At 60.1% G+C, this 19,640-nt stretch carries 20 protein-coding genes and 1 pseudogene; 13 read left to right on the top strand and 8 right to left on the bottom strand.

Annotated elements, in window-relative coordinates:
- Positions 1–3: 3 nt before the first annotated feature.
- From trbK-alt to PU724_RS29320, 6 genes are read left to right on the top strand one after another with little or no spacing between them, the layout of a single operon-like run.
- Positions 4–330, top strand: coding sequence for a putative entry exclusion protein TrbK-alt (trbK-alt, locus tag PU724_RS29345; RefSeq protein WP_354422559.1), 327 nt, complete (start codon positions 4–6; stop codon positions 328–330).
- A gap of 2 nt (positions 331–332) precedes the next feature.
- On the top strand, positions 333–1,709 hold the full coding sequence (trbL, locus tag PU724_RS29340; protein ID WP_354422561.1) for a P-type conjugative transfer protein TrbL: 1,377 nt from the start codon (positions 333–335) through the stop codon (positions 1,707–1,709).
- 3 nt (positions 1,710–1,712) lie between these two features.
- Positions 1,713–2,402, top strand: a complete 690-nt coding sequence (gene trbF / locus PU724_RS29335) for a conjugal transfer protein TrbF (protein ID WP_354422562.1) — start codon at positions 1,713–1,715, stop codon at positions 2,400–2,402.
- Entirely contained in the window at positions 2,399–3,460 is a 1,062-nt protein-coding gene (trbG, locus tag PU724_RS29330) for a P-type conjugative transfer protein TrbG (RefSeq protein WP_354422564.1), read from the top strand. The genes trbF and trbG overlap by 4 nt, the downstream gene beginning before the upstream one ends.
- Positions 3,457–4,599: a TraB/TrbI/VirB10 family type IV secretion system protein gene (locus PU724_RS29325; RefSeq protein WP_354422566.1), complete on the top strand. Its 1,143-nt coding sequence runs from the start codon at positions 3,457–3,459 to the stop codon at positions 4,597–4,599. The genes trbG and PU724_RS29325 overlap by 4 nt, the downstream gene beginning before the upstream one ends.
- 1 nt (position 4,600) lies before the next feature.
- The gene (locus PU724_RS29320) at positions 4,601–4,825 is read left to right on the top strand and encodes a DUF2274 domain-containing protein (RefSeq protein WP_112098765.1); all 225 of its coding nucleotides are present in this window, start codon (positions 4,601–4,603) and stop codon (positions 4,823–4,825) included.
- Between the two features lie 10 nt (positions 4,826–4,835).
- On the opposite strand, the gene PU724_RS29315 is transcribed toward PU724_RS29320, so the two are convergent.
- The gene (locus tag PU724_RS29315; RefSeq protein WP_354422569.1) at positions 4,836–5,801 is read right to left on the bottom strand and encodes a LysR family transcriptional regulator; all 966 of its coding nucleotides are present in this window, start codon (positions 5,799–5,801) and stop codon (positions 4,836–4,838) included.
- Between the two features lie 180 nt (positions 5,802–5,981).
- Here PU724_RS29315 and PU724_RS29310 point away from each other — a divergent pair, with 180 nt between their 5' ends.
- The 6 genes from PU724_RS29310 (at position 5,982) to PU724_RS29285 (ending at position 10,884) form a co-directional block, all read left to right on the top strand.
- Positions 5,982–6,203, top strand: coding sequence for a helix-turn-helix domain-containing protein (locus PU724_RS29310; RefSeq protein WP_354422571.1), 222 nt, complete (start codon positions 5,982–5,984; stop codon positions 6,201–6,203).
- Between the two features lie 410 nt (positions 6,204–6,613).
- Entirely contained in the window at positions 6,614–7,273 is a 660-nt protein-coding gene (locus PU724_RS29305; protein WP_354422573.1) for an ABC transporter permease, read from the top strand.
- Positions 7,274–7,285: 12 nt separating this feature from the next.
- Complete coding sequence (locus PU724_RS29300; RefSeq protein WP_354422575.1) at positions 7,286–8,035, top strand: ABC transporter permease; 750 nt, start codon at positions 7,286–7,288, stop codon at positions 8,033–8,035.
- Positions 8,036–8,088: 53 nt separating this feature from the next.
- Complete coding sequence (locus tag PU724_RS29295) at positions 8,089–8,937, top strand: transporter substrate-binding domain-containing protein (RefSeq protein WP_354422576.1); 849 nt, start codon at positions 8,089–8,091, stop codon at positions 8,935–8,937.
- Between the two features lie 79 nt (positions 8,938–9,016).
- Positions 9,017–10,270 (top strand): CapA family protein, encoded by a 1,254-nt coding sequence (locus tag PU724_RS29290; RefSeq protein ID WP_354422578.1) that lies wholly within the window; start codon positions 9,017–9,019, stop codon positions 10,268–10,270.
- The gene (locus PU724_RS29285) at positions 10,225–10,884 is read left to right on the top strand and encodes a helix-turn-helix domain-containing protein (protein WP_354422580.1); all 660 of its coding nucleotides are present in this window, start codon (positions 10,225–10,227) and stop codon (positions 10,882–10,884) included. The genes PU724_RS29290 and PU724_RS29285 overlap by 46 nt, the downstream gene beginning before the upstream one ends.
- A 153-nt stretch (positions 10,885–11,037) precedes the next feature.
- On the opposite strand, the gene PU724_RS29280 is transcribed toward PU724_RS29285, so the two are convergent.
- The 6 genes from PU724_RS29280 to PU724_RS29255 all read right to left on the bottom strand — a co-directional run bounded on the left by PU724_RS29280 (position 11,038) and on the right by PU724_RS29255 (position 16,327).
- On the bottom strand, positions 11,038–11,802 hold the full coding sequence (locus tag PU724_RS29280; protein ID WP_354422582.1) for a hypothetical protein: 765 nt from the start codon (positions 11,800–11,802) through the stop codon (positions 11,038–11,040).
- 55 nt (positions 11,803–11,857) lie between these two features.
- Positions 11,858–12,244, bottom strand: coding sequence for a BRCT domain-containing protein (locus tag PU724_RS29275; RefSeq protein WP_354422583.1), 387 nt, complete (start codon positions 12,242–12,244; stop codon positions 11,858–11,860).
- Positions 12,202–12,462, bottom strand: a complete 261-nt coding sequence (locus tag PU724_RS29270) for a hypothetical protein (protein WP_354422585.1) — start codon at positions 12,460–12,462, stop codon at positions 12,202–12,204. The genes PU724_RS29275 and PU724_RS29270 overlap by 43 nt, the downstream gene beginning before the upstream one ends.
- Positions 12,463–12,472: 10 nt before the next feature.
- Positions 12,473–13,207 (bottom strand): thermonuclease family protein, encoded by a 735-nt coding sequence (locus PU724_RS29265; RefSeq protein WP_354422587.1) that lies wholly within the window; start codon positions 13,205–13,207, stop codon positions 12,473–12,475.
- A gap of 295 nt (positions 13,208–13,502) precedes the next feature.
- Positions 13,503–13,679: a YegP family protein gene (locus PU724_RS29260; RefSeq protein ID WP_354422958.1), complete on the bottom strand. Its 177-nt coding sequence runs from the start codon at positions 13,677–13,679 to the stop codon at positions 13,503–13,505.
- A gap of 410 nt (positions 13,680–14,089) precedes the next feature.
- Complete coding sequence (locus tag PU724_RS29255; RefSeq protein WP_354422589.1) at positions 14,090–16,327, bottom strand: adenylate/guanylate cyclase domain-containing protein; 2,238 nt, start codon at positions 16,325–16,327, stop codon at positions 14,090–14,092.
- A 1,005-nt stretch (positions 16,328–17,332) separates the two neighbouring features.
- Between PU724_RS29255 and PU724_RS29250 the strand changes: the two genes are divergently transcribed.
- On the top strand, positions 17,333–19,090 hold the full coding sequence (locus tag PU724_RS29250; RefSeq protein WP_354422591.1) for an adenylate/guanylate cyclase domain-containing protein: 1,758 nt from the start codon (positions 17,333–17,335) through the stop codon (positions 19,088–19,090).
- Between the two features lie 341 nt (positions 19,091–19,431).
- On the opposite strand, the pseudogene PU724_RS29245 reads toward PU724_RS29250, so the two are convergent.
- Positions 19,432–19,640 (bottom strand): annotated as a pseudogene (locus tag PU724_RS29245) (sulfite oxidase); the annotation flags it as partial.

The following is a 19,640-nucleotide window of genomic DNA, read 5'->3' as shown; positions in this document are numbered from 1 at the left end:
AACGTGGATGGCAAGTCACTCGCCCGCGTCGTCGCCGTCATCTTGGTCGCGGTCGCCATTACGGCGACCGCGCTCGAGATGACCCGGACGGAGGACCGGCCGCACGATGCCGCTACTCAATTGCCTGCCGCTTTGGCGCCGAACCCGCTCCATGAGGGTCTGCGCCGCTGCCAGACATTGGGTGAGGTCGCTTTGCGTGACAGCGGTTGCTTGCGCTTGTGGGCCGAACAGCGCGATCGGTTCCTCGGGCTTAAAGCGCCATTTGCGACCTCCGCTTCCGGGCCGGTCGGCGCGCCGCCGAAAGATGCGACCTCGCCGGGGACGCGATAGGCATGGGCAACACCGGCGTCATCGACCAATTCCTCGCCACCTTCACTCGCTACATAGACAGCGGCTTTGGCCTGCTCGGCGGCGAAGTCGCCTTTGTCGCCACCACGCTGATCGTCATTGACGTGACGCTTGCCGCCCTCTTCTGGAGCTGGGGCGCCGATGACGACATTCTCGCGCGGCTCGTCAAGAAGACGCTGTTCGTTGGCGTCTTCGCCTACCTGATTTCCAACTGGAACAGCCTTGCCCAAATCGTCTTCGAAAGCTTTTCCGGGCTCGGGCTAAAGGCGAGCGGCACGGGCTTTTCAGTCCAGGATCTGCTTCGTCCAGGCAAGGTCGCGCAAACCGGCCTCGATGCGGGACGACCCCTGCTTGAGGCGATCTCGGGGTTGATGGGCTACGTGTCCTTCTTCGAGAACTTCATCCAGATCGCCTGCCTGCTCTTCGCCTGGGCGCTCGTCCTGCTCGCCTTCTTCATCCTGGCCGTGCAGCTCTTCGTCACCCTGATCGAGTTCAAGCTGTCGACGCTGGCAGGCTTCGTTCTCATCCCCTTCGGCCTCTTCGGCAAGACGGCCTTCATGGCCGAACGCGTGCTTGGCAACGTCATCTCATCGGGCATCAAGGTGCTTGTGCTTGCCGTCGTCATCGGCATCGGCTCGACGCTGTTTGGCGAGTTCACCCAGGGCTTCGGCGGCGAGAACCCGACAATCGACCAGGCGATGGCGATCGTGCTGGCGGCGCTGTCACTGCTTGGGCTCGGTATCTTCGGTCCCGGCATTGCTAACGGTCTTGTCTCCGGCGGACCGCAGCTTGGGGCGGGAGCGGCCGTTGGAACAGGTCTCGCGGCAGGCGGCATGGCGCTCGTCGCCGGCGGCACTGCTGGTGTCGCGATGCGAGGCGGAAGCGCGGCTTTGTCTGCAGCGCCATTGGCGGCACGGCGCGGCTCATCTCTCGCAGGCGGTGCGTCTGCCGCCTATACTCTTGGTTCCGCCGGCCAGACTGGCGCCGCGGGCATCGCCTCCGGGATGGGCGGCGTTGCAGGCGCTGCTGTGTCCGCTGCTGCCTCGCCTCTCAAGCGCGCCGCCGCGCGCGCCAGCCAATCCATGAAGTCGAGCTTCGCTTCCGGGGTCAATTCGGCCGTCGAGGCCACCGGTGGTTCATCGACTCTGGGGACTGTCGGAGGCGGGGCCGGTGCAGCCAACGATCCGTCATTCGGCCGCGACGGCCAGACGAGCAGCGTGGCCAGGAGCCCGCCGGACTGGGCCAAACGCATGCAGCGATCGCAGCGCCTGTCGCATGGCGTCCAGGTCACAGCGCACGCCGTGCGTGCCGGCGAAGCCCACGGCAGCGGCACATCGATTTCTCTCTCCGAAGGCAAATGACCAATGAACATCTTTCGACGACCCGCCGTCCACTACGGCAAATCAGCTCAACCGGAGACGCCTTATCAGAAGGCGTCGCAGATCTGGGACGAGCGCATCGGTTCCGCCCGCGTGCAAGCCAGGAACTGGCGGTACATGGCCTTCGGGTCGCTGATCCTCTCGGCTGGCCTCGCCTGCTCGGTCGTGTGGATGGCAGCGCGGGGATCGGTGGTGCCGTGGGTGGTCCAGGTCGATGCGCTCGGACAGGCGCAGACGGTCGCGCCGGCGACTGCCGACTACAAGCCGACCGACCCGCAAATCGCCTGGCACCTCGCCCGCTTCGTCGAGCAGGTCCGATCGATCCCGGCCGATCCGATCATCGTGCGCCAGGATTGGCTGCGCGCCTACGAGTGGACGACCGACCAGGGTGCGGCGGCTCTCAATGATTATGCCCGCGCAAACGATCCCTTTTCCAAAGTCGGCAAGCAGCAGGTGGCGGTCGAGGTCTCTTCGGTCATCCGTGCCTCCGCGTACTCCTTCCGCGTCGCCTGGACCGAGCGTCGTTACGAAAGCGGTCAGCTCTCCACCACGGAGCACTGGACCGCGATCCTCACAATCGTGGTCCAGCCGCCGCATGACACCGAACGGCTTCGCGTGAACCCGCTCGGCATCTACGTCAACGCCATCAACTGGTCGCGGGAGATGAGCCAATGAGCCTCGCACTGCCTGCCGTCGCATTTCCAGCTTTTCGTGGATCCGTACTCGCCTCGGCGCTCCTCTCGGGGTTGGTACTCACCAGCTGTGCCAAGCTCCAGAAACCGCCACAGATTGCCTATGATTCCTACGTGCCGCCGCTGCCGCCCGCCCCGGCAGGACCCGGCGAACAGAAACCCAAACCGCCACACATTCCGCCGGGCTGGACGCCAACGCTGGGAGGGGCGGCCGGCGATACACCGACTGCGCGCGTCGAGAACGCCAACGCGGCCGCGCGCGTCCAGCCGCGGCGCGAGGGATACTACAACGCCATTCAGATCTATCCCTGGAGCGAAGGAGCGCTCTACCAGGTCTATGCCGCACCCGGACAGATAACAGACATCGCTCTCGAGCCCGGCGAGAACCTGACTGGCAGCGGCCCGATTGCGGCGGGAGACACCGCGCGCTGGATCATCGGCGATACCGAAAGCGGGTCGGGCCTAACCCGGCGCGTCCATGTGCTGGTGAAGCCCTCGCGCGCCGACATCACCACCAATCTCGTGGTCACCACCGACCGGCGAAGCTACATGATCGAACTGCGCGCAGGCGAAAAGCCTTACATGCCGGCCGTCGCATGGGCCTACCCGGCGCAGCCAACCGATCGGCGGCACGTTGTTCCTGCCACGCCGATGATCCCGGACACCGTCCAGCGCAACTACCGCTATGGTCTGACAGGTGACACGCCGCCGTGGAAGCCCGTCACCGTCTATGACGACGGCAGGCGCGTCTACGTCGAGTTCCCGCGCGGGATCGTACAGGGCGAGATGCCGCCGATCTTCGTCGTCGGCCCGGACGGCGAAGCCCAGATCGTCAACAGCCGGGTTTTCCAGAACATTCTGATTGTCGACCGTCTCTTCGGCGCGGCCGAACTGCGCCTCGGCAGCGGCAAACGACAACAGACCGTGAAGATCGTCCGAAGCGACGGGATCAAGAACGATCGATTGCCTTGGATCCCTACCTCGAATTCAGCGTCGAAAGTCACCAATCCAACGAGGCAAAGGGGAGGGGAGCAGCCATGAACGAGAACGAAACGGCGGCCGCTCCCATGCGGCTTCGCGCCGAGCCGCCGCGAGTGACCCGCCTGTCGCGCAAGGTGCTCGCCGGCGTCGCCTTCATCGCTTCGCTCGGCATTGGCGGCGCGCTGATATACGCCCTGCAGACGCGCGAGACAGACCCCCACGGCGAAGAACTCTTTTCGACTTCCAACCGGCAACCGGCGGATGGGCTGGCCAACCTGCCACGCGACTATACCGGCCCGATACTTGGGCCGCCGCTTCCCGGAGATCTCGGTCGCCCGATCCTCGACGCCCAGAACAAGGGGCAGCCCGTTGTCACGCCGACTATTTCGACGCCCACTGTCGACGAGGCCGAACAACGCCGGCGAGCGGAAGAGGAGGCGGCTCGAACATCGCAGGTCTTCTTCCAGACCGGAGTTGCCGCCGACACTACGACGGAACATCTGACAAATGTCGCCACGCAGGATCTCGCCGGTCTGGCTCCTGCCGGACAAACGCAGCAGGACCGCCAGCTTGCCTTCCTGAATGCAGCCGCCGACCGCAACACCGTCGCGCCCGAACGCGTCGTGCCACCGGCTTCACCTTTTGTGCTTCAGGCAGGAGCCGTCATCCCGGCTGCCCTCGTAACCGGTATCCGTTCGGACCTGCCCGGTCAGATCACCGCCCAGGTGACGCAGAACGTTTACGACAGCCCGACAGGGCGCTCGCTTCTGATCCCGCAGGGCAGCAGAGTGATCGGCCAATACGACAGCGGCGTGGGGTTCGGGCAAAAACGTGTGCTGCTTGTCTGGAACAGGCTGATTTTCCCGGACGGACGTTCGATTGTTCTGGAGCGCCAGCCTGGCGCGGACGGACAGGGCTATGCAGGCCTCGAGGATGGCGTCGACTATCACTGGGGCGAGTTGTTCAAGGCGGCAGCACTTTCCACCATCCTCAGCGTCGGGGCGGAGGGTGGCTCGTCTGGCCAGGAGAGCGATATCGTGCGCGCCTTGCGCAGCGGCGCTTCCGACAGCGTCAGCCAGGTTGGCCAGCAGATCGTCCAGCGCCAGCTCCAGATAGCGCCGACGCTCGACATTCGCCCGGGTTTTCCCGTGCGCGTTATCGTCACCCGCGATCTCGTGCTCCAACCATACGGGGGCTGAAATGGCCAAGCTGAAACTCGGCCCCATCGCCGAGGACAAACCTGTCAAAGTCACGATCGAGCTTCCGGCGCCGCTGCATCGCGACCTAACCCGATATGCCGAAATTCTCGGACGCGAAGCGGGGCAATCCTCCACCGATCCCCTGCGCTTGATCGTGCCCATGCTCGAGCGTTTCATCGCGACGGATCGCGGTTTCGCGAAGGCAAAGCATGAGCGGAAGGGTTAGTCCGGAGCCGTTAGGAGGAACGGTCAGCAGCGCGGGCAGTGGCGTGTATCGGGAGAACGGTAGGTCCGCTTTCCGCCGCCGGTTGAAAGGCGGACAGGATTGCCTCGAGAGAGACTTCCAACACGTTGGAAAAGACCCTGCCTTTCTGCCAGACCGCAACGTAGTGATAGAGGGCCGAGGGCTCCACCGGCTTTGCCTCCAGCTCGAACGCTGCATATTCGCGGGCGATGATTTCGTTGGTGATGGAAACGCCGAGACCGGCCGAGACGAAGCCGACCTCGTAACCATTGCAATCGTATTCCACCAGTATGTCCGGCTCGATCCCGGCGAAGCGCAGCGCGTTGAAGTTCATTTGATGCGACGCAAACTGAGGGTCGATGTCGACGATCTTTTCCCCTTCCAGGTCGTGCGCTTCGACACATGATTTTGCTGAGAAACGGTGCTTGGGGTGGAAGATGCACACGTTGCGTGCCGACCCGATCGGTGCCCATTCAAACAGCCGGGGATCCAAGGGCAACCTCGAGATTCCAAGATCTGCCCGCCCCGACAGGATATGTTCACCCACCTGCTCGTAGTTTCCCGAAATTGACCGGACACTTGAAGCCGTCTTCGATCGGATAGTCGCTACGACCTTCGGCAACGTCACGAAACCGAAAACGGCGGGTGCGGCAATTGCGATCCGCTGCTTCTCGTCGTTCTTGATCGCGAAGATCGACGCTTCCAAGCGGTCCATGGAAGTCAGAGCCAATTCTACGTTGCGCAGGAGCTCCCAGGCTTTCCTCGACGGAATGATGCGGTTGGTCGATCTTTCAAAGAGAGCGATGCCGAGGGCGGCCTCGAGCTGCTTCACGTGCTGGCTGACCGCAGGTTGGCTTATCCCGAGCGCAGCAGCTGCCTGTCTCGTCGATCCGGTCCGCAACACCTGACGAAAGACCTGCAATTGTCGGAGCTTCAAGCCGCTTTGCAGCAACTCCATTTTGGGCCCTTTTTCTCGAGAACACCCGAGCCACTGTCAATTGACTTGGCGGACCGAGCTGAGAATTGGATCGGGGCCGAGCTCCTTAAAACTCAAGTCGCCAAGCAAGCTCCGAATCCATCACCATATAGTCACTATAGTGACTGGTAAAGAGGAGGGTTTGCTTGTGCCTATGCGCGCATGCGCCTTACGGAGATTTTTGGAGCAAACGTTCGTAGAGTCCGGAAGGCGCGCGGCATGACCCTTGAAACCCTGGCAACCGAGGCTGGCCTTGCGTACAGCTACATGGGCGGCATAGAGCGAGGGCAAAAGAACCCTTCCCTCAACGTGGCGGAAAAGATCGCAAAGGTGCTTGAGAGCGATCCGGCCACGCTATTTTGCGAGCCCCCCAAGGCAAAGTAGTCGAACGCGGACTCGGCTAGCGACCTGAGCTCTCATGCCATCGTGAGGATTCTTGCCCTGCGGCACCAATGCAGCTCTTGAAAATGTGCTGGCGCGGCGCCGACTGTGGGCATCGCCAGACGTGTCTGGAATTTAATCTCTCAACCTGCACGGTCTTGGCTTGGCCAGACGAGTAGCAGTCTCTCGATTTCAAATTGTTTGGAGGGCAGCGTATATAATCTGCCGTTATAGCAAAAATTCTGAAAGTTATAGATTGAATGAACACGCAATGTCGGTAATTTAGAGGAAATCCTGAAAATTGATTGCAGGGTTATCCTTAGCAGATTTCGCAATATCAGGTCAAAAACCGTAGATGTGCCGTGGCAAGACGCGGCATATATTGCGAGATTGCGAACCGATGGATGAGTCTCATGGGCGGTTTTGCTGCTCAATTCGCTGCCGCCTTCATGGTTACCATCGGCCTTGCTCTTGTTAGTGGGTTCCTCGGCACCGTATTCGGCCTACTGTTGGCCATCTCGAAAGGCACGCCCGCAGCCCGTTTCAAAAGTGTTGTGACCGCTTACACGACCGTGGTTCGGGGTGTTCCAGAGCTCCTCATAATCCTCCTCATCTATTTCGGTGGAACCACCTTCGCCAGCAAGGTCGCTGGCAGGTATGTCGAGGTGAACGCTTTCACCGCTGGGGTCATCGCGCTGACTGTTGTCTTCAGTGGCTATGCGACCGAAGTCTTCCGCGGTGCGATTGCGGCGGTGCCAGCGGGGCAGACCGAAGCAGCGAAGTCGCTTGGCCTGAATTCCTGGCAGCGGTGGTTGTTCATCGTGGGTCCACAAATGCTGAGGCTGGCGCTGCCCGCCTATGGCAATCTTTGGATATCGCTCTTTAAGGACACGGCGCTGGTCTCTGTCGTGGGCCTGACCGACATAATGCGCGTTGCCTATGTCGGCGCCGGATCCTTGCGCGCGCCGTTGACCTTCTACCTTGCAGCATCCTCGTTCTATCTCTCCTTGACGACGATCACCTTGCTGTCGATCCGGTTGGCGGAGCGGCGCTATCCCGCGTTCAGTCGATAGGGAGGTGTCGACATGAACCTCGGCCTGATGTTCGACGCCTTGCTGGTATTGCCCTCAGGCATCGGTCTCACCTTGACCCTGACAGGCCTGTCGCTGACTGCTGGATTTCTTCTGTCGGTGCCACTGGCGTTCGCCCGCGCGTTTGGACGCCCAAGCCTCTCATTCGCGGTGCTGGCCTACACCTATGTAATCCGCGGTACGCCGATGCTGGTTCAGCTCTTCCTGCTCTATTATGGTTTGAGCCAGATCGAGGCTGTGCGCGCCAGCGTCTTCTGGGTGATCCTTAAAGATCCTCTCTGGTGCGCCCTGTTCACTTTTTCGCTGAATAGTGCGGCGCACACGACAGAAATCCTGTGCCGCGGTCTCCAGTCGGTGCCGATGGGTGTCATTGAGGCCGCCAAGGCGCTTGGCCTCAAACGCTTGCAGATCGCTCGCCTTGTCACCTTTCCAATCGCTTTCAGGATTTCGCTTCCCGCCTACGGAAACGAGGTCGTGGGGATGATCAAGGGCTCGTCGCTGGCAAGCACGGTAACGCTGCTTGAGATAACCGGCATGGCGAGACAGATGGTGTCGGCCACCTTCGCGCCCTACGAGATCTTCATCGTCGCAGGAGCGATCTATCTCGCGCTCACGACACTCGCCGTAAAAGCCACCCAGTTCCTGGAACGGCGGCTTTCGACCGTCGGCACCCTAAAGCAAAGACGCAAGGCGCGGCTCCGTCCGACCTTGCCTGACCACGAGATCACGACACTCGCGCCGTGACGCGGCAGCCCTACGGCTGCTTTCCCACCCAAACCAAAAGAAAGAGGTGCCCTATGCGCATGCCCTTGGCTATTGCCATTTCTGTTGCTTCCTTGCTCGCCGCCTTGCCGACACGTGCCGAAAGCGAGCGAACGATATCGATCGCCACCGAAGGGGCGTCGCCGCCCTGGGACGGGACAGACGCGGATGGCAAGCTTTACGGCTACGATGTCGATGTCGGTCTCGAGTTGTGCAATCGCATCAAAATCAAATGCACCTTCGTGGCGCAGGATTGGGACGGGATCATTCCCGCGTTGCTGGTCGGGAAATACGACGTCATCATGTCCGGAATGGCGATCACGGAGAAGCGCAAGCAGCAGATCACATTCTCCAGCCCATATGCCAGCGGCTACAATCAGTTCGTCGTGCGCAAAGAGCTTGGACTCGATGTCGGCGACACCAAAGAGAAAGTCAACCTTTCGACTGTCGGGGACAAGGAGAATGCAACCATCGAGCGGCTCAGGTCCACCCTCAACGGCAAAGCCATTGGTGTCCTTCGTTCGTCGAACTCCGAGGCTGTTGTGAAACAACTCCTCGGCGATGTCGTGACCATTCGCAGCTATGACAGTCTCGACAATTTGAAGCTCGACCTTACCGCGGGGCGCGTCGATGGCGGCCTCGCCGACTATTTCACATGGCGCGATTTCCTGGAGGCGCCCGGTGGGTCGGTTGCGGTGTTTTTCGGACCGGAGCTGAATGGTGGTCTCTGGGGTCCGGGTGTTGGCGCTGGCATGCGCAAAGACGACACCGAACTGCTCACCAAGTTCAATGCGGCGCTCGAAGCTGCCACTAAGGATGGCACCATCAAGGCGTTGAGTCTGAAGTGGTTCAAGACGGACATTTCTCCGGCCCTGCCAAAATAGCCCGGCGATCGGCGGCGACTCCAATGTGGTGCTGACCGAACGTCGGCGCCCGACCCTTCACGACCATGAGGCGAGTTCCATGAAAGACCCATTTTGCGCGGTCGTAACCGGCCAATCATTGATCACGCATGACATCCGTCCTGTTCAAGACGAACGGTTCGCGGCGGTTGTACGCTTCTTGCAGCAAGGTGATGTCGTCTTCACCAATTTCGAATCGACGATCCTCGGCAAGCATGGTGGTTGGCCGACCAAAGGCAGGTACTTCGGCTATTCCAGGGCCGAAGTGCTGGATGCATTGCAGGATATAGGTTTCAACGCGCTTGCCTTGGCAAACAACCACGCATTCGATCTCGGCGCTTCCGGCGTTCTCGCGACACTGGAGGAGGTCGAAGCGCGCGGCTTCCTGCATGCTGGGGTCGGCATCGACGAGACCCATGCCGCGAAACTCGGCCATCGCCATCTGGGCGCCCGCCAGTTTTCTCTTCTTGCGATAGACGCAGGGCCAGGCCCGGCCAACATGTATGCCGAGAACAGCACTGCTTCCCGTCCGGCTCGGCCTGGTGTCAACCGGCTGAAAACCGTTCGGAAGATTGGGGTGCCCGACGGGCACTTCCGAAGACTAGCAAGGCTTGGCGATCAGTTGCAGAGCTCGCACCTTGAACTCACCAACTATGCGCAACCGGAAGATCCGCCGGAGCTAACGAGTGGGAAAGAGCTGAATTTCTACGGGACCGTGTTCACGCAGGCTGCCGATTTCAGCCGCTTGATCGAGATCGATCAGCAGAGCGCGAATATTCATTTCTCGGCGATCCGGCAGGCGGCTGCGCAAGGCGATTTTGTGATCGCGTATCTGCACCACCACCATTGGGAACCGGGTTGGCAGGACGTGCCGCGCTGGGTGCAAACCTTTGCCCGCACATGCATCGACGCTGGCGCAGGCCTCTTCGTCAGCCACGGCGCCCCGGTTCTTCAGGCGGTGGAAATCTACAACGGCTCGCCCATCTTCTACGGTCTCGGAAATTTCCTGTTTCACGTCCATCCGGACGAGGGCGAATGGGATCCTCCGGAGGTCTGGCAGAGCATTGTCGCGGCTTGCCGCTATGATGCGAATGGAACGCTCGAAGGCATAGACCTTCTGCCGGTCGTGATCGGCGAGGTAAATGAACGCACGGGATCCGAAACGGGAAAATTGGTTCCCGTCCCCGCCGCCGGACACGTGGCGCGAGATATTCTTGAAGGTTTCGCAAGCCGCTCGCGTGCCTTCGGTACCGGGATCGAAATATCTGGATGCTCAGGCAGGATAGTCGCGCCGCTTGTGCGCAAATTCGGCTGACGCCCTACACAAAGGACGAGGATCCGACCGCGACGGATTTTTTATCCAATGACCTGTTGGAGTATCGAAAGTTGTTGTTGAAGCAGAAACGCTCTAGCGCGTCCCTGGCGGCGCAAAAGCCAAAGGCCGGGCGTGACCCTCACCCGGCCGATGTGCATGTCGGCAGACAGATCGCAATGGTTCGCGTGCAGTCGGACGTATCACAGGCTCAGCTCGCCCGATCGATAGGCATCACCTTTCAACAGCTCCAAAAATACGAGAACGCAAGGAACCGGGTGAGCGCGTCCAAGATCTACGAGATTAGCAGGTCGCTAGGCGTCCCCGTCAGCCGTTTTTTCGAAGGCCTCCCGGAGAATGCTGAGAGCGGCCATGAGGCTTCACGTCTACGAACCGATGAGCGCATTGGCTTCATTGCCAGCGCAGAAGGTCGACGCCTGATCGAGCGCCTTGTTCGACTTCCTCCGCGAGTGCGTGCCCGCGTGTCTGCCCTTATCGCCGCAATCGGGGAAGAATTGACCGTCCCTCAATGCAATGAGATCGGGCAGACGGACGGCGAACTGGTGCCGGCTAAACGCAAGATGGTTCGACCGCCGGTTTGGGCACGGTTCGACTAAGCCGACCGTGCGTTTTGCTCCTTCATTCGGCCAATTAGTCGCTTCGGAAGCGTCTGGAAAACAGACACTTCGTCTGCCGTGCCAACTTAGGACTCTAACCGATACGGTCGGTCGCCGCACGGCGGCCCGCCATGGGTTGGCTCGACGCTCAGGTCAGAAGGACAGGCGTGCTATGATCTTCGCGGGCCTCACTGCTCGGACCGCCGGCGCGACGGTTTCTGGTATTTGGAAGGTCCTCAGGTTCTGAGCTTTGGATGTCGAGCCCGGTATCGCCGCCTCTGCGGAAGCAATATCTTTCGCGCTGACCTGTAGCGACTTACAGGCTCCCTTCTCGTCCCAAAGGTTCTTGGCGATCGCGCTTCCCACGGCTGCAGTGATGGCGCTGGGGGCAATATCGTTCGGCGCGACCTCGCGCGTCGCGATCAACGCCTTGATTGCCTCGCCGAGGATCGCTGCGGAGTCGTCGAAGTCGACCCCACGGACTTGGTCGAACCTCTTTTCGGTGCTGCCGTCGACGATGCAGTGATGCGCGATGAAGATCCAGTCGTGGATCATGTAGGCCGGAGCGTAGCCCCATGGGGAGAGACCCTTGAAGACTTGCGCGATTTTCGGGATCGAGCCGCCATCCGTGTACATGAGACCCGGCCTGATCGTGCTTCCAGGAGTCGCCGGATCCGCCCGATGGAAGATCAAGGGATCATGAGGGTCGGGCACAAACAGGAAATTCCCGTCGCCGGAACTGTTGCCTTCACCGACCCACATGACGAACAAGCTGCCTGATATCTCACCGGTGGTGAGCTTCTTGTAGTCTATGGAGCTACACCCAGCTGCCGTTGCAGTTGCGAGCGCGACGATGCGCATGACGAAGCGAAACGCAAAAAACAGCTGGATCAGATCGCTGAACGCATTGTTTCTCATCGTTCCACCTCGGTCGAACAGGGCACTGGAACTTACCGGACCAACGGGTCCGTCCTCAGAGAAAACCGACCCAATGGCTCTCGGCGACAATCGAGATTGTCAACCCCTCGTCGCGCCAGGCGGTCGCTTTGAAAATCTTGTCGCCAAACGATGAGTGCTTCCAAGACTCGGTAACATAGGCGTCGATCACGAGCACATCGGTCTTTTGCGTCAAGCTGCCGGCGCGCCCGCCACGATCCGCTATGGCCTGCTCGCAGTATTTTCGCTGGCCATAATTGAACGTCCCGGTGAAGCAGTACGTCCGGCCTTCAAAGGTCAAATGCGGAGGCGGATTGCAAAGGGGCAGGGTGGTGGGCTTCAACACTTCTCCGAGTTCGAAATCTCGGTTCGAGAAGCCGTTCAACGTATCGAGAAGTTCGGTGTGTTCATCGAAATCGAGCACGCCGTCCGCGAGGATTTCATTGACCCGTCGGTACAAGGTCCGGACGATCGGCTGATCGCTAATCTCGACATTGGCGGCCAGCCACTTTTGAAGGACTCGACTTCCGCCTTGTTGATACTTCCGTCTGCAGGGAGGCCGCGCGCTAACCCAATCAACTCATCGATCTGCCGCGAAGAAATACGATCGCCGCCGACGCGGTTATAGAACTTGTCATCCATGAACCCCTCCCTAGCAAAGCGTCTCGCACGCTGCCCCGTCACCATCCCTATCCAGCTTGCGGCCCCACGCACAGTTGTGCAGGTACCATTGGGCGTCTTCGCAGGAGCTGATTTGCGAGCAGTATCGCCGGGGCTCGCACGAAAGGCCGCCGCTTTGCGCGACCAGCTTGCGACCGATGATGCCGAGCGGCTGGCTCGACGGCGCAGCACCGTCGCCATGCGAGGCGCGCCAGTCCCAAGGCGCGTCGAATTTGCCGACCCATAAACCGACCTTCGCCGCCTTGGCCTTTGCCTGCTGCGGCGCGTAGGCGCCATTGCTGTAGCGAGGCCAATCGAGCGCCTGGCCATGCTCGACCATCCACCCTGCTACTCTGGCGCCGTCGGCGCGCCGGCAGTCGCCGACGTAGCGGTGATAGCGATCCCAAGTCACGAAAGCACACTGCACCGGCCGCGAAGCGGCCAGGAAACTATCCAGCGCTTCGGCCGATCGTAGGCCGCACTGGTTTTCGAACCCCTTGGCGTCGTCGCAATATTGCTTGCTCTCTGGCGCGTCGATCCCGTTGAACCGAATGCGCTGGCCGCGGATCTCGATTGTGTCACCGTCAATGACGGACGCGACGCCGGTCATGGGGGCGGGCTTCGGCCCGATCCAGTTCGAAGGAGTCAGGTCGGGCCAGCTGCCATTATGCATCATGACCGTCTCAGCAGCGAAGGCACCGACTGCAGCAGCGGTGACGAAGATCAACCGTCGCGGCACACTTGCCCACCGCAGTGCACGGGAGTGTTTTGCTCCAGTGCGCTTGCGCCAGCGATCAGAACGATTGTCGTAGCGAGACCTATCCACACTATCTCCCCCCCACGGGAGAATGCTCCTAAATGTAGGAGAGGTCTAGTGAAGTCTATTTGCTGACGATTCCCTTAGGCGATCAGGGCTTCACTTGCACTAGGGCAACAAGTGCTAGTGCCGAGCTGAGACTCGTTCCGAAGCCAATGTGCTCCAGCTTCAGAACTGCCGCAGCACTGTATGGAGTCGAAAGCGATTAGCTATTGTCTTCGACCGGCGCACTCGGGCCATTTTTCTTAATCGAATCGATGGCGTTCTGAGCGCTGGATTTGCTTGAGTAGCCCTCGGTCGAGAATATCACCTCGCTGTTGTACTTGAAGCGAACGCGATATTCGCCAGCTTTGTCCGTATAGATTTCGAACTTATGCGCCATGGGCGTGCCCTCCGTTGACACTGAGAAGCTCGCAGGAATCGAGATGGCCTTCAAGATCGCCTTGGCCCTTGCCAACAGTGTTTTGCGTCTCGTCGGGCGACGGAAGCGGCGTGAGGATTCCTGAGGATGCGAGCGAGCTGGGATCGTGGCGAACCGTTTGATCAGCCACAATGTTTAGTCTGGACAACCCGCCGGACAATGGATCGCGGCGTACGCGGGTCCGATTTCGACGGCAGCTTTGCGCCTCTTGGCAGTCATTCCTACTGTCCTGTCGGTTCACCAAAAGCGGACATCGCCAATGCACCGGATCCATGCAGCTTTGCGCCAATTCCGGTCGTTTGCGGTTCTGGCGAACCAGGTCGCATGCATAGTGCGCAAGCCGACTTTCAGCCTTGCGGCATTTTTAGAGCTCACTCGACGACCGAGAATTCGAACTGTTCCCAACGGTATACGGCCTTGTATTCGTCCTGACGCCCAGGCGTTCTAAATGAATTGCGAAAAATCGCCCCACAGCTTGTCAGTTCTCTGGGAAAGGCGTTGCACAAGAAATTGCCTTGCACCCACGAGGTTCCTGCGCGTGTCCTCTGACCAACGGTTTCGCTGACGGCGCCGTCGACCGAGATTGTGCGCTGCATCGGCAGGAACGTGGGGACTACCAATTTTCCGCGCGTTTCGTGGCTGAACATGAGAGACCTTATTTCCGCCCCAGTGAGTCGGTCCTTCGGATTCATGCCTGCCCTTGCCAATGCCGGCAGCTCGGGTACACCTGCTTTGGTCAGCCCGGCCAAAAGGCGTTCGATATCGGCCGTATTCTTGAACACCATGTAATCCTGGGTGATCAACTGGCTCGGCTCCCATTCCATTCTCCGCATAACAACCTTCCTAAGTGTTTCCAAAGCGACCGCGGCCTGGTTTGTGCGCCCAAGATGCCCATAAGCCGAAATAAGGACCTGCAGGGCATAAAAATTCGCCCGTGCATCGGGCGATTTAAGATCCATCTTCTCGATAGAGCGAACCGCGTCCTCAAACTTCTCCTGGCCGAACTCGGCCAGTCCGGCTTGGTATCGCCTGTAGTCCATCCACGAGTTTGGATCGACGCGCGCAGCCGCATCGAGATAGCTCAGCACTTCCTTCGGCCTGCCGTTGAAATTCAGGGCATTGGCCAGCGAGAGATAATTCCAAGTATCGCTTGGATCGAGCGCCACCGACTTCAGAAGAACGGTGACTGCGTCGTCCGAGTCGTGCTCGCGGACCATCAACTCAGCGACGAGCTGATAGTAGCCCGGCGAAGGATACCTGGCCGCCGCCTTCAGGGTTTCATAGATCTTGTCACGGGCCTCGTCCCTCGTAAGGCCCATTACTACGGCCCGATCGACATCCGCGTCCCAATAGGCCCATGCGAGCTGGGCGTACGCCGCGCCGAAATCGGGGTCGAGTTGCACCGCTTGCTGGAAATTCTTCACAGCCTGCGCAAACTCCTCTGGCGTGTTGATACGATTGTAGATGTCCATCCCCTTGAGATAGGCCTCATAGGCCTCGGGATTACTTGTGCCTCCCGCCCGGGCGGCCGACGCGCCGCTCACCAGGCGGAGCTGGAGCGCGCCCGCAATGCTGCTGACAACCCTGTCCTGCAGCCCAAATACGTCCGCCCATTGGCCGTCGAAACGCTCCGCCCAGAGATGTCTGGATGTCGTGCCATCGATCAGCTGCGCATTGATCCGCATGTCGTCCCCGACGCGGCGAATCGAGCCTTTCAGCAGGTACCGGACGCCCAATGCCGCCGCAATATCCTCCGGCTTCGGGTCCTTGTCCTTGTAGGCGGAGGCCGCGTTGGGGGAGAAGACGAAAAGACCCGGCACGCGCGCCAGTGCGGTCGTCAGATCCTCGGTAAAGCCGTTGGCGAGGTATTCTTGTTCCTTGTCGTCGCTGAGATTGTCGAAGGGCAGGACGACTAGCGAAGGCCGGCTGTCGGCTGTCTCGCTGGCGGTCGGAACGACAGGCTGTGCAGGCCTCTCCCACGGCTGCCACCATGCTGCTGCAAGGCCGAGAGTCAGGACGAGAACACCCGCCGCGACAGGAAAACGCCAGGCGCGCGGCTGGCCGCGAGCATGGAGGGGCTTGCCCGCTGCCGCTGAATCAAGCAGTACACGATACGCCCGAACTGGTTCGGTGATGTTCTTGACCCTCTGTTCGCCCATTGACTCAAAGGCGAACGCCAGCTTCCGCTCGACCTCCTTGGCCACTTTTCCCGAGACGCAGATGCCGCCCGGTTCCGCCAACTGCTGAAGTCTGGCCGCGATGTTAACCCCATCGCCATACCGGTCGTTGCCGTCAACGATCACCTCGCCGAGGTTGATACCGATCCGCACCAGGATCTGTTCCACCTCGGGAAACGAGGCGTTGCGCTCAGACAGGCCGCGCTGTAGCGACACTGCACATTCGACGGCATCGACGACACTGCCGAATTCAGCCAGCATCCCATCGCCCATCAGCTTGAAGATATGGCCGTGGTGGCGTGCAATTTCGGGTTCGAACAGTTCTTTGCGTCCGGCACGAAGGCGCTCGAATGTACCGGCCTCGTCGCGCTCCATCAGAGACGAATAGCCCACTACATCTGCGGCTAGAATCGCGGAAAGCTTGCGGTCCATCGTTGGTCTGACCCCGGGCGGATCATACTATCGGCTGCTCTCAAAGGAAACCGACCCACCACTATTCAAACTGACCCACTACCCACCACCACCACTAGCCAGCAATCCCGTCTTTCCGCGTGTTTCATCGACGGCTCATACCGCGAGGTGCCACCAACGCCGTATTTCCCACATTCGAGACAGTCGAGCTTGCCTGCGAGAATGGCTCGATTGGGTCAACTCAGGACATCGGATCCTAACGTCCGCTATCGTTCTTCCCTGCACCACAAGCGGACCATCTGCCTGCGGCCCCAAGGCTGCCGGGCAGCAACGCGCCCTGTCGGCCGTCTTTGCTGTTGCCCGATAGCAGACGTTGCCACCCTGTAGCGCATTGCAAAGCCGGCCGCATCGGGAAACGCGCCCTGCGAACGTCTCGAAGAGATCGCCAAGCCTTTAAACGCTGAGACGATGGGCGTTTGTGTGAAGCCCGGGTTCGCACCCTTTTCGCGACCTTCAGGTGGAACGAGGCGATGACCGGAATGGGTCAGTTCACGTCGATGCACGCAGCCCGACTGAAGGTCGCTTCTGACATTCCGAGCCTCTAAGCCGCAAGTCCGCCAACGGCCCACAAGCTGCCGGCCGGCAAGCGGCCCAAGCGAGCCGTAGAGTAGTCGGACTGCATCGCGCCGCCTCTCGGACATTCGAGAGGCGCCATGGCATTTGTCAAACCTGCCGTTCTCTAAAGTCGTCGCAAAGGCCGGACACGTCACGACGGCGGCGTAGTCGAGGCACCCGGCATGTACCTGTTTGGGCAAGCAGTTCCAGACACGGCGCCGGTCCGATGAGCGACCTCAGCGATCATCTGTCGCTCCTTCTTCCACGGCCGACCATGCCCGATTTCGGTTCCGCGCCAGTCGCCGCATCGCGCGGTGGCCTGTCGAATTTGGGGAAAGGGAGGACCTTCGTAGACACACCAAGGCAGTGGGCGATACACTTGCGACCAGCGTTAGCCAGAGGCGGAAGGGAATGACGAAGCAACGCGTTCAGCGGCGTCTGGCTGCTATAATGTCGGCTGACGTCGTGGGCTACAGCCGCCTCATGGGAGCGGACGAGACAGGAACATTGAGTGCGCTCAAGGAACTGCGCCGCAACTTGATAAGCCCGATCCTCACCGAGTATCGAGGGCGTCTGGTGAAGCTCATGGGCGATGGAGCATTAATTGAGTTCGCCAGTGCGGTCGATGCGGTGGACTGTGCAGTCTGCATTCAGCGCCGCGTTGCCGAACGAAATCTCGCAATGCCCGATAGCGCGTCGATCTCCTTTCGGATTGGTGTGAACGTAGGCGATATCATCATCGATGGCGAAGACATCTATGGCGATGGCGTCAACGTCGCGGCGCGACTTGAAAAGCTGGCTGACCCAGGCGGCATCTGTATCTCCGGCATGGCCTTCGATCAGGTAAAAGGCAAACTCGACGCCGGGTTCCAGGACTTCGGAACTCACCAGGTAAGAAATATCGCAGATCCTGTACGGACGTATCGAGTGGTTGCGGCGAGCGTGTCGAGCCAACCGGCTGGCCCTATTCCCTTGCCGGCCAAACCGTCGATCGCCGTCCTGCCGTTCGACAACATGTCCGATGATCATGCCCAAGAGTATTTCTCGGATGGCATATCCGAAGATCTGACAACGGCCCTTTCGCGTTTCGAATGGTTGTTTGTTATCGCGCGCAACTCCGCCTTTACCTATAAGGGCAAGGCCGTTGACGTGAAGAAGATTAGGCGGGAGCTCGGGGTCCGGTATATTCTCGAAGGCAGTGTGCGCCGGGCCGGTGACCGCGTGCGAATCAACGCTCAGCTGATCGATGCGGAGTCAGATCGCCATGTATGGGCACAGCGATACGACCGCAAGATGGATGATCTCTTCGAGTTGCAGGACGACATCGTGGCCAGCATCGCGTCGGTAGTCGGACCCGAAATCACGTTGGCTGAGATCGAGCGGGCGCGAGGAAAACGGCCGGACGATCTCGGCGCATGGGACCACTATTTGCGGGCGATCGCCGCCTATCACAGGATGACGAAGCATGATGTGGAAGCGGCGATTGCCGATCTCAGCAGAGCGATCGAGATCGACCCCGATTTCGCCAATGCTCACGCCCTGCTTGGTCAATGCCACGTGCACATCGGGTTGCGCGGATGGATTCGTCCGGCGCGCCTGGCCTTCGAAGAGGCCCGGCGCTGGGCGGAGAAGGCGGTTCACCTGGCGCCAACAAACCCGCAGGCCAATCAGTCTCTAGCGTTCATGCTGGCGGTGACCGGAGAGACAGAGCAGGCCATCAGGGTGGCCCAACGGGCGATAGAGCTCAATTCGAACTATGCCGAGGCCTACGCGGTCTTGGGGCATGCCCTGGTGTTTCGTGGCGATTTGGAAGGTGGCTTGGCTGCTTGCCAAAGAGCGGAACGCGGCAACCCACGCGATTCTCGCGGAACCTGGCTATATGACGCGATGGGACACGCTTATTTCTTCCTCGGCGATTATGAAAAAGCGATCGACGTTTCGAAGAAGGGGCTTCAACAAGATCCCGCTCTGTTCGGCGCGCTAGTGACATTGGCGTGTTCCTATGCTTGTCAAGGTCGCCCCAAGGAAGCCAAGCATTACGTGGACGAGCTGCTCCGCCTGATTCCGCGCTACTCGCTGCGTGCCCTGCGGAAGAATCCAATGTTTGTTGACCCCAAGATGGCTGACGACCTCATCGAAGGCATGCGCTTGGCAGGATTGCCCGACTAGCAACTGGCTTCAATTCTGACAATCGGGATAGGCGCGCAAAGTGCAATTGCGCGATCGAGAGCAATGCGGGAAGAGCCAGGGGCGATGTCGGCTTCGGGGAGATCACGTCGATGCCCCCAAGAAGCTGAATGTCCGCTTCTGACGATTCGAGTCTTGAAGCTGCCAGTCCTCTCTCGGCCCCAAAGCTTCCTAGCGGCATTGCAATATACAGCGGACAGTCCGAATCAATGAATGCGCCCGCGACATAGGCTTGCTCAACAGCAATGACGGGGTGACCTCATATTTGGAGTGAGGTCACCTCGATCATCGTCAGTTTGGTAGGGCCGCCACCGGTAACCTTCTCAAGCAATGCTGACGCGGCGCGTGACTTGGCCGTTGCTTTCCCAGTAGGTGTGTTTCTTGGCGATAACCGGATCGTCCATAGCGGGCTGGACCTTGCCTGACGTATCAGTGGCGCGCGAGGTGACCGTGTGCTCGCCCTTTGATGGGTCTTTCCAGTCAAGATACCAGACCTTCCACGCGAATTCAGCTTCTTCCGCATGGTCGATCG

The sequence above is a fragment of the Mesorhizobium abyssinicae genome (genome assembly GCF_049887195.1).
In the GTDB taxonomy this organism is placed as follows: domain Bacteria; phylum Pseudomonadota; class Alphaproteobacteria; order Rhizobiales; family Rhizobiaceae; genus Mesorhizobium; species Mesorhizobium abyssinicae.
Note: the sequence above shows the minus strand (reverse complement) of the source record. Positions and strands in the feature narration are given on the sequence as shown.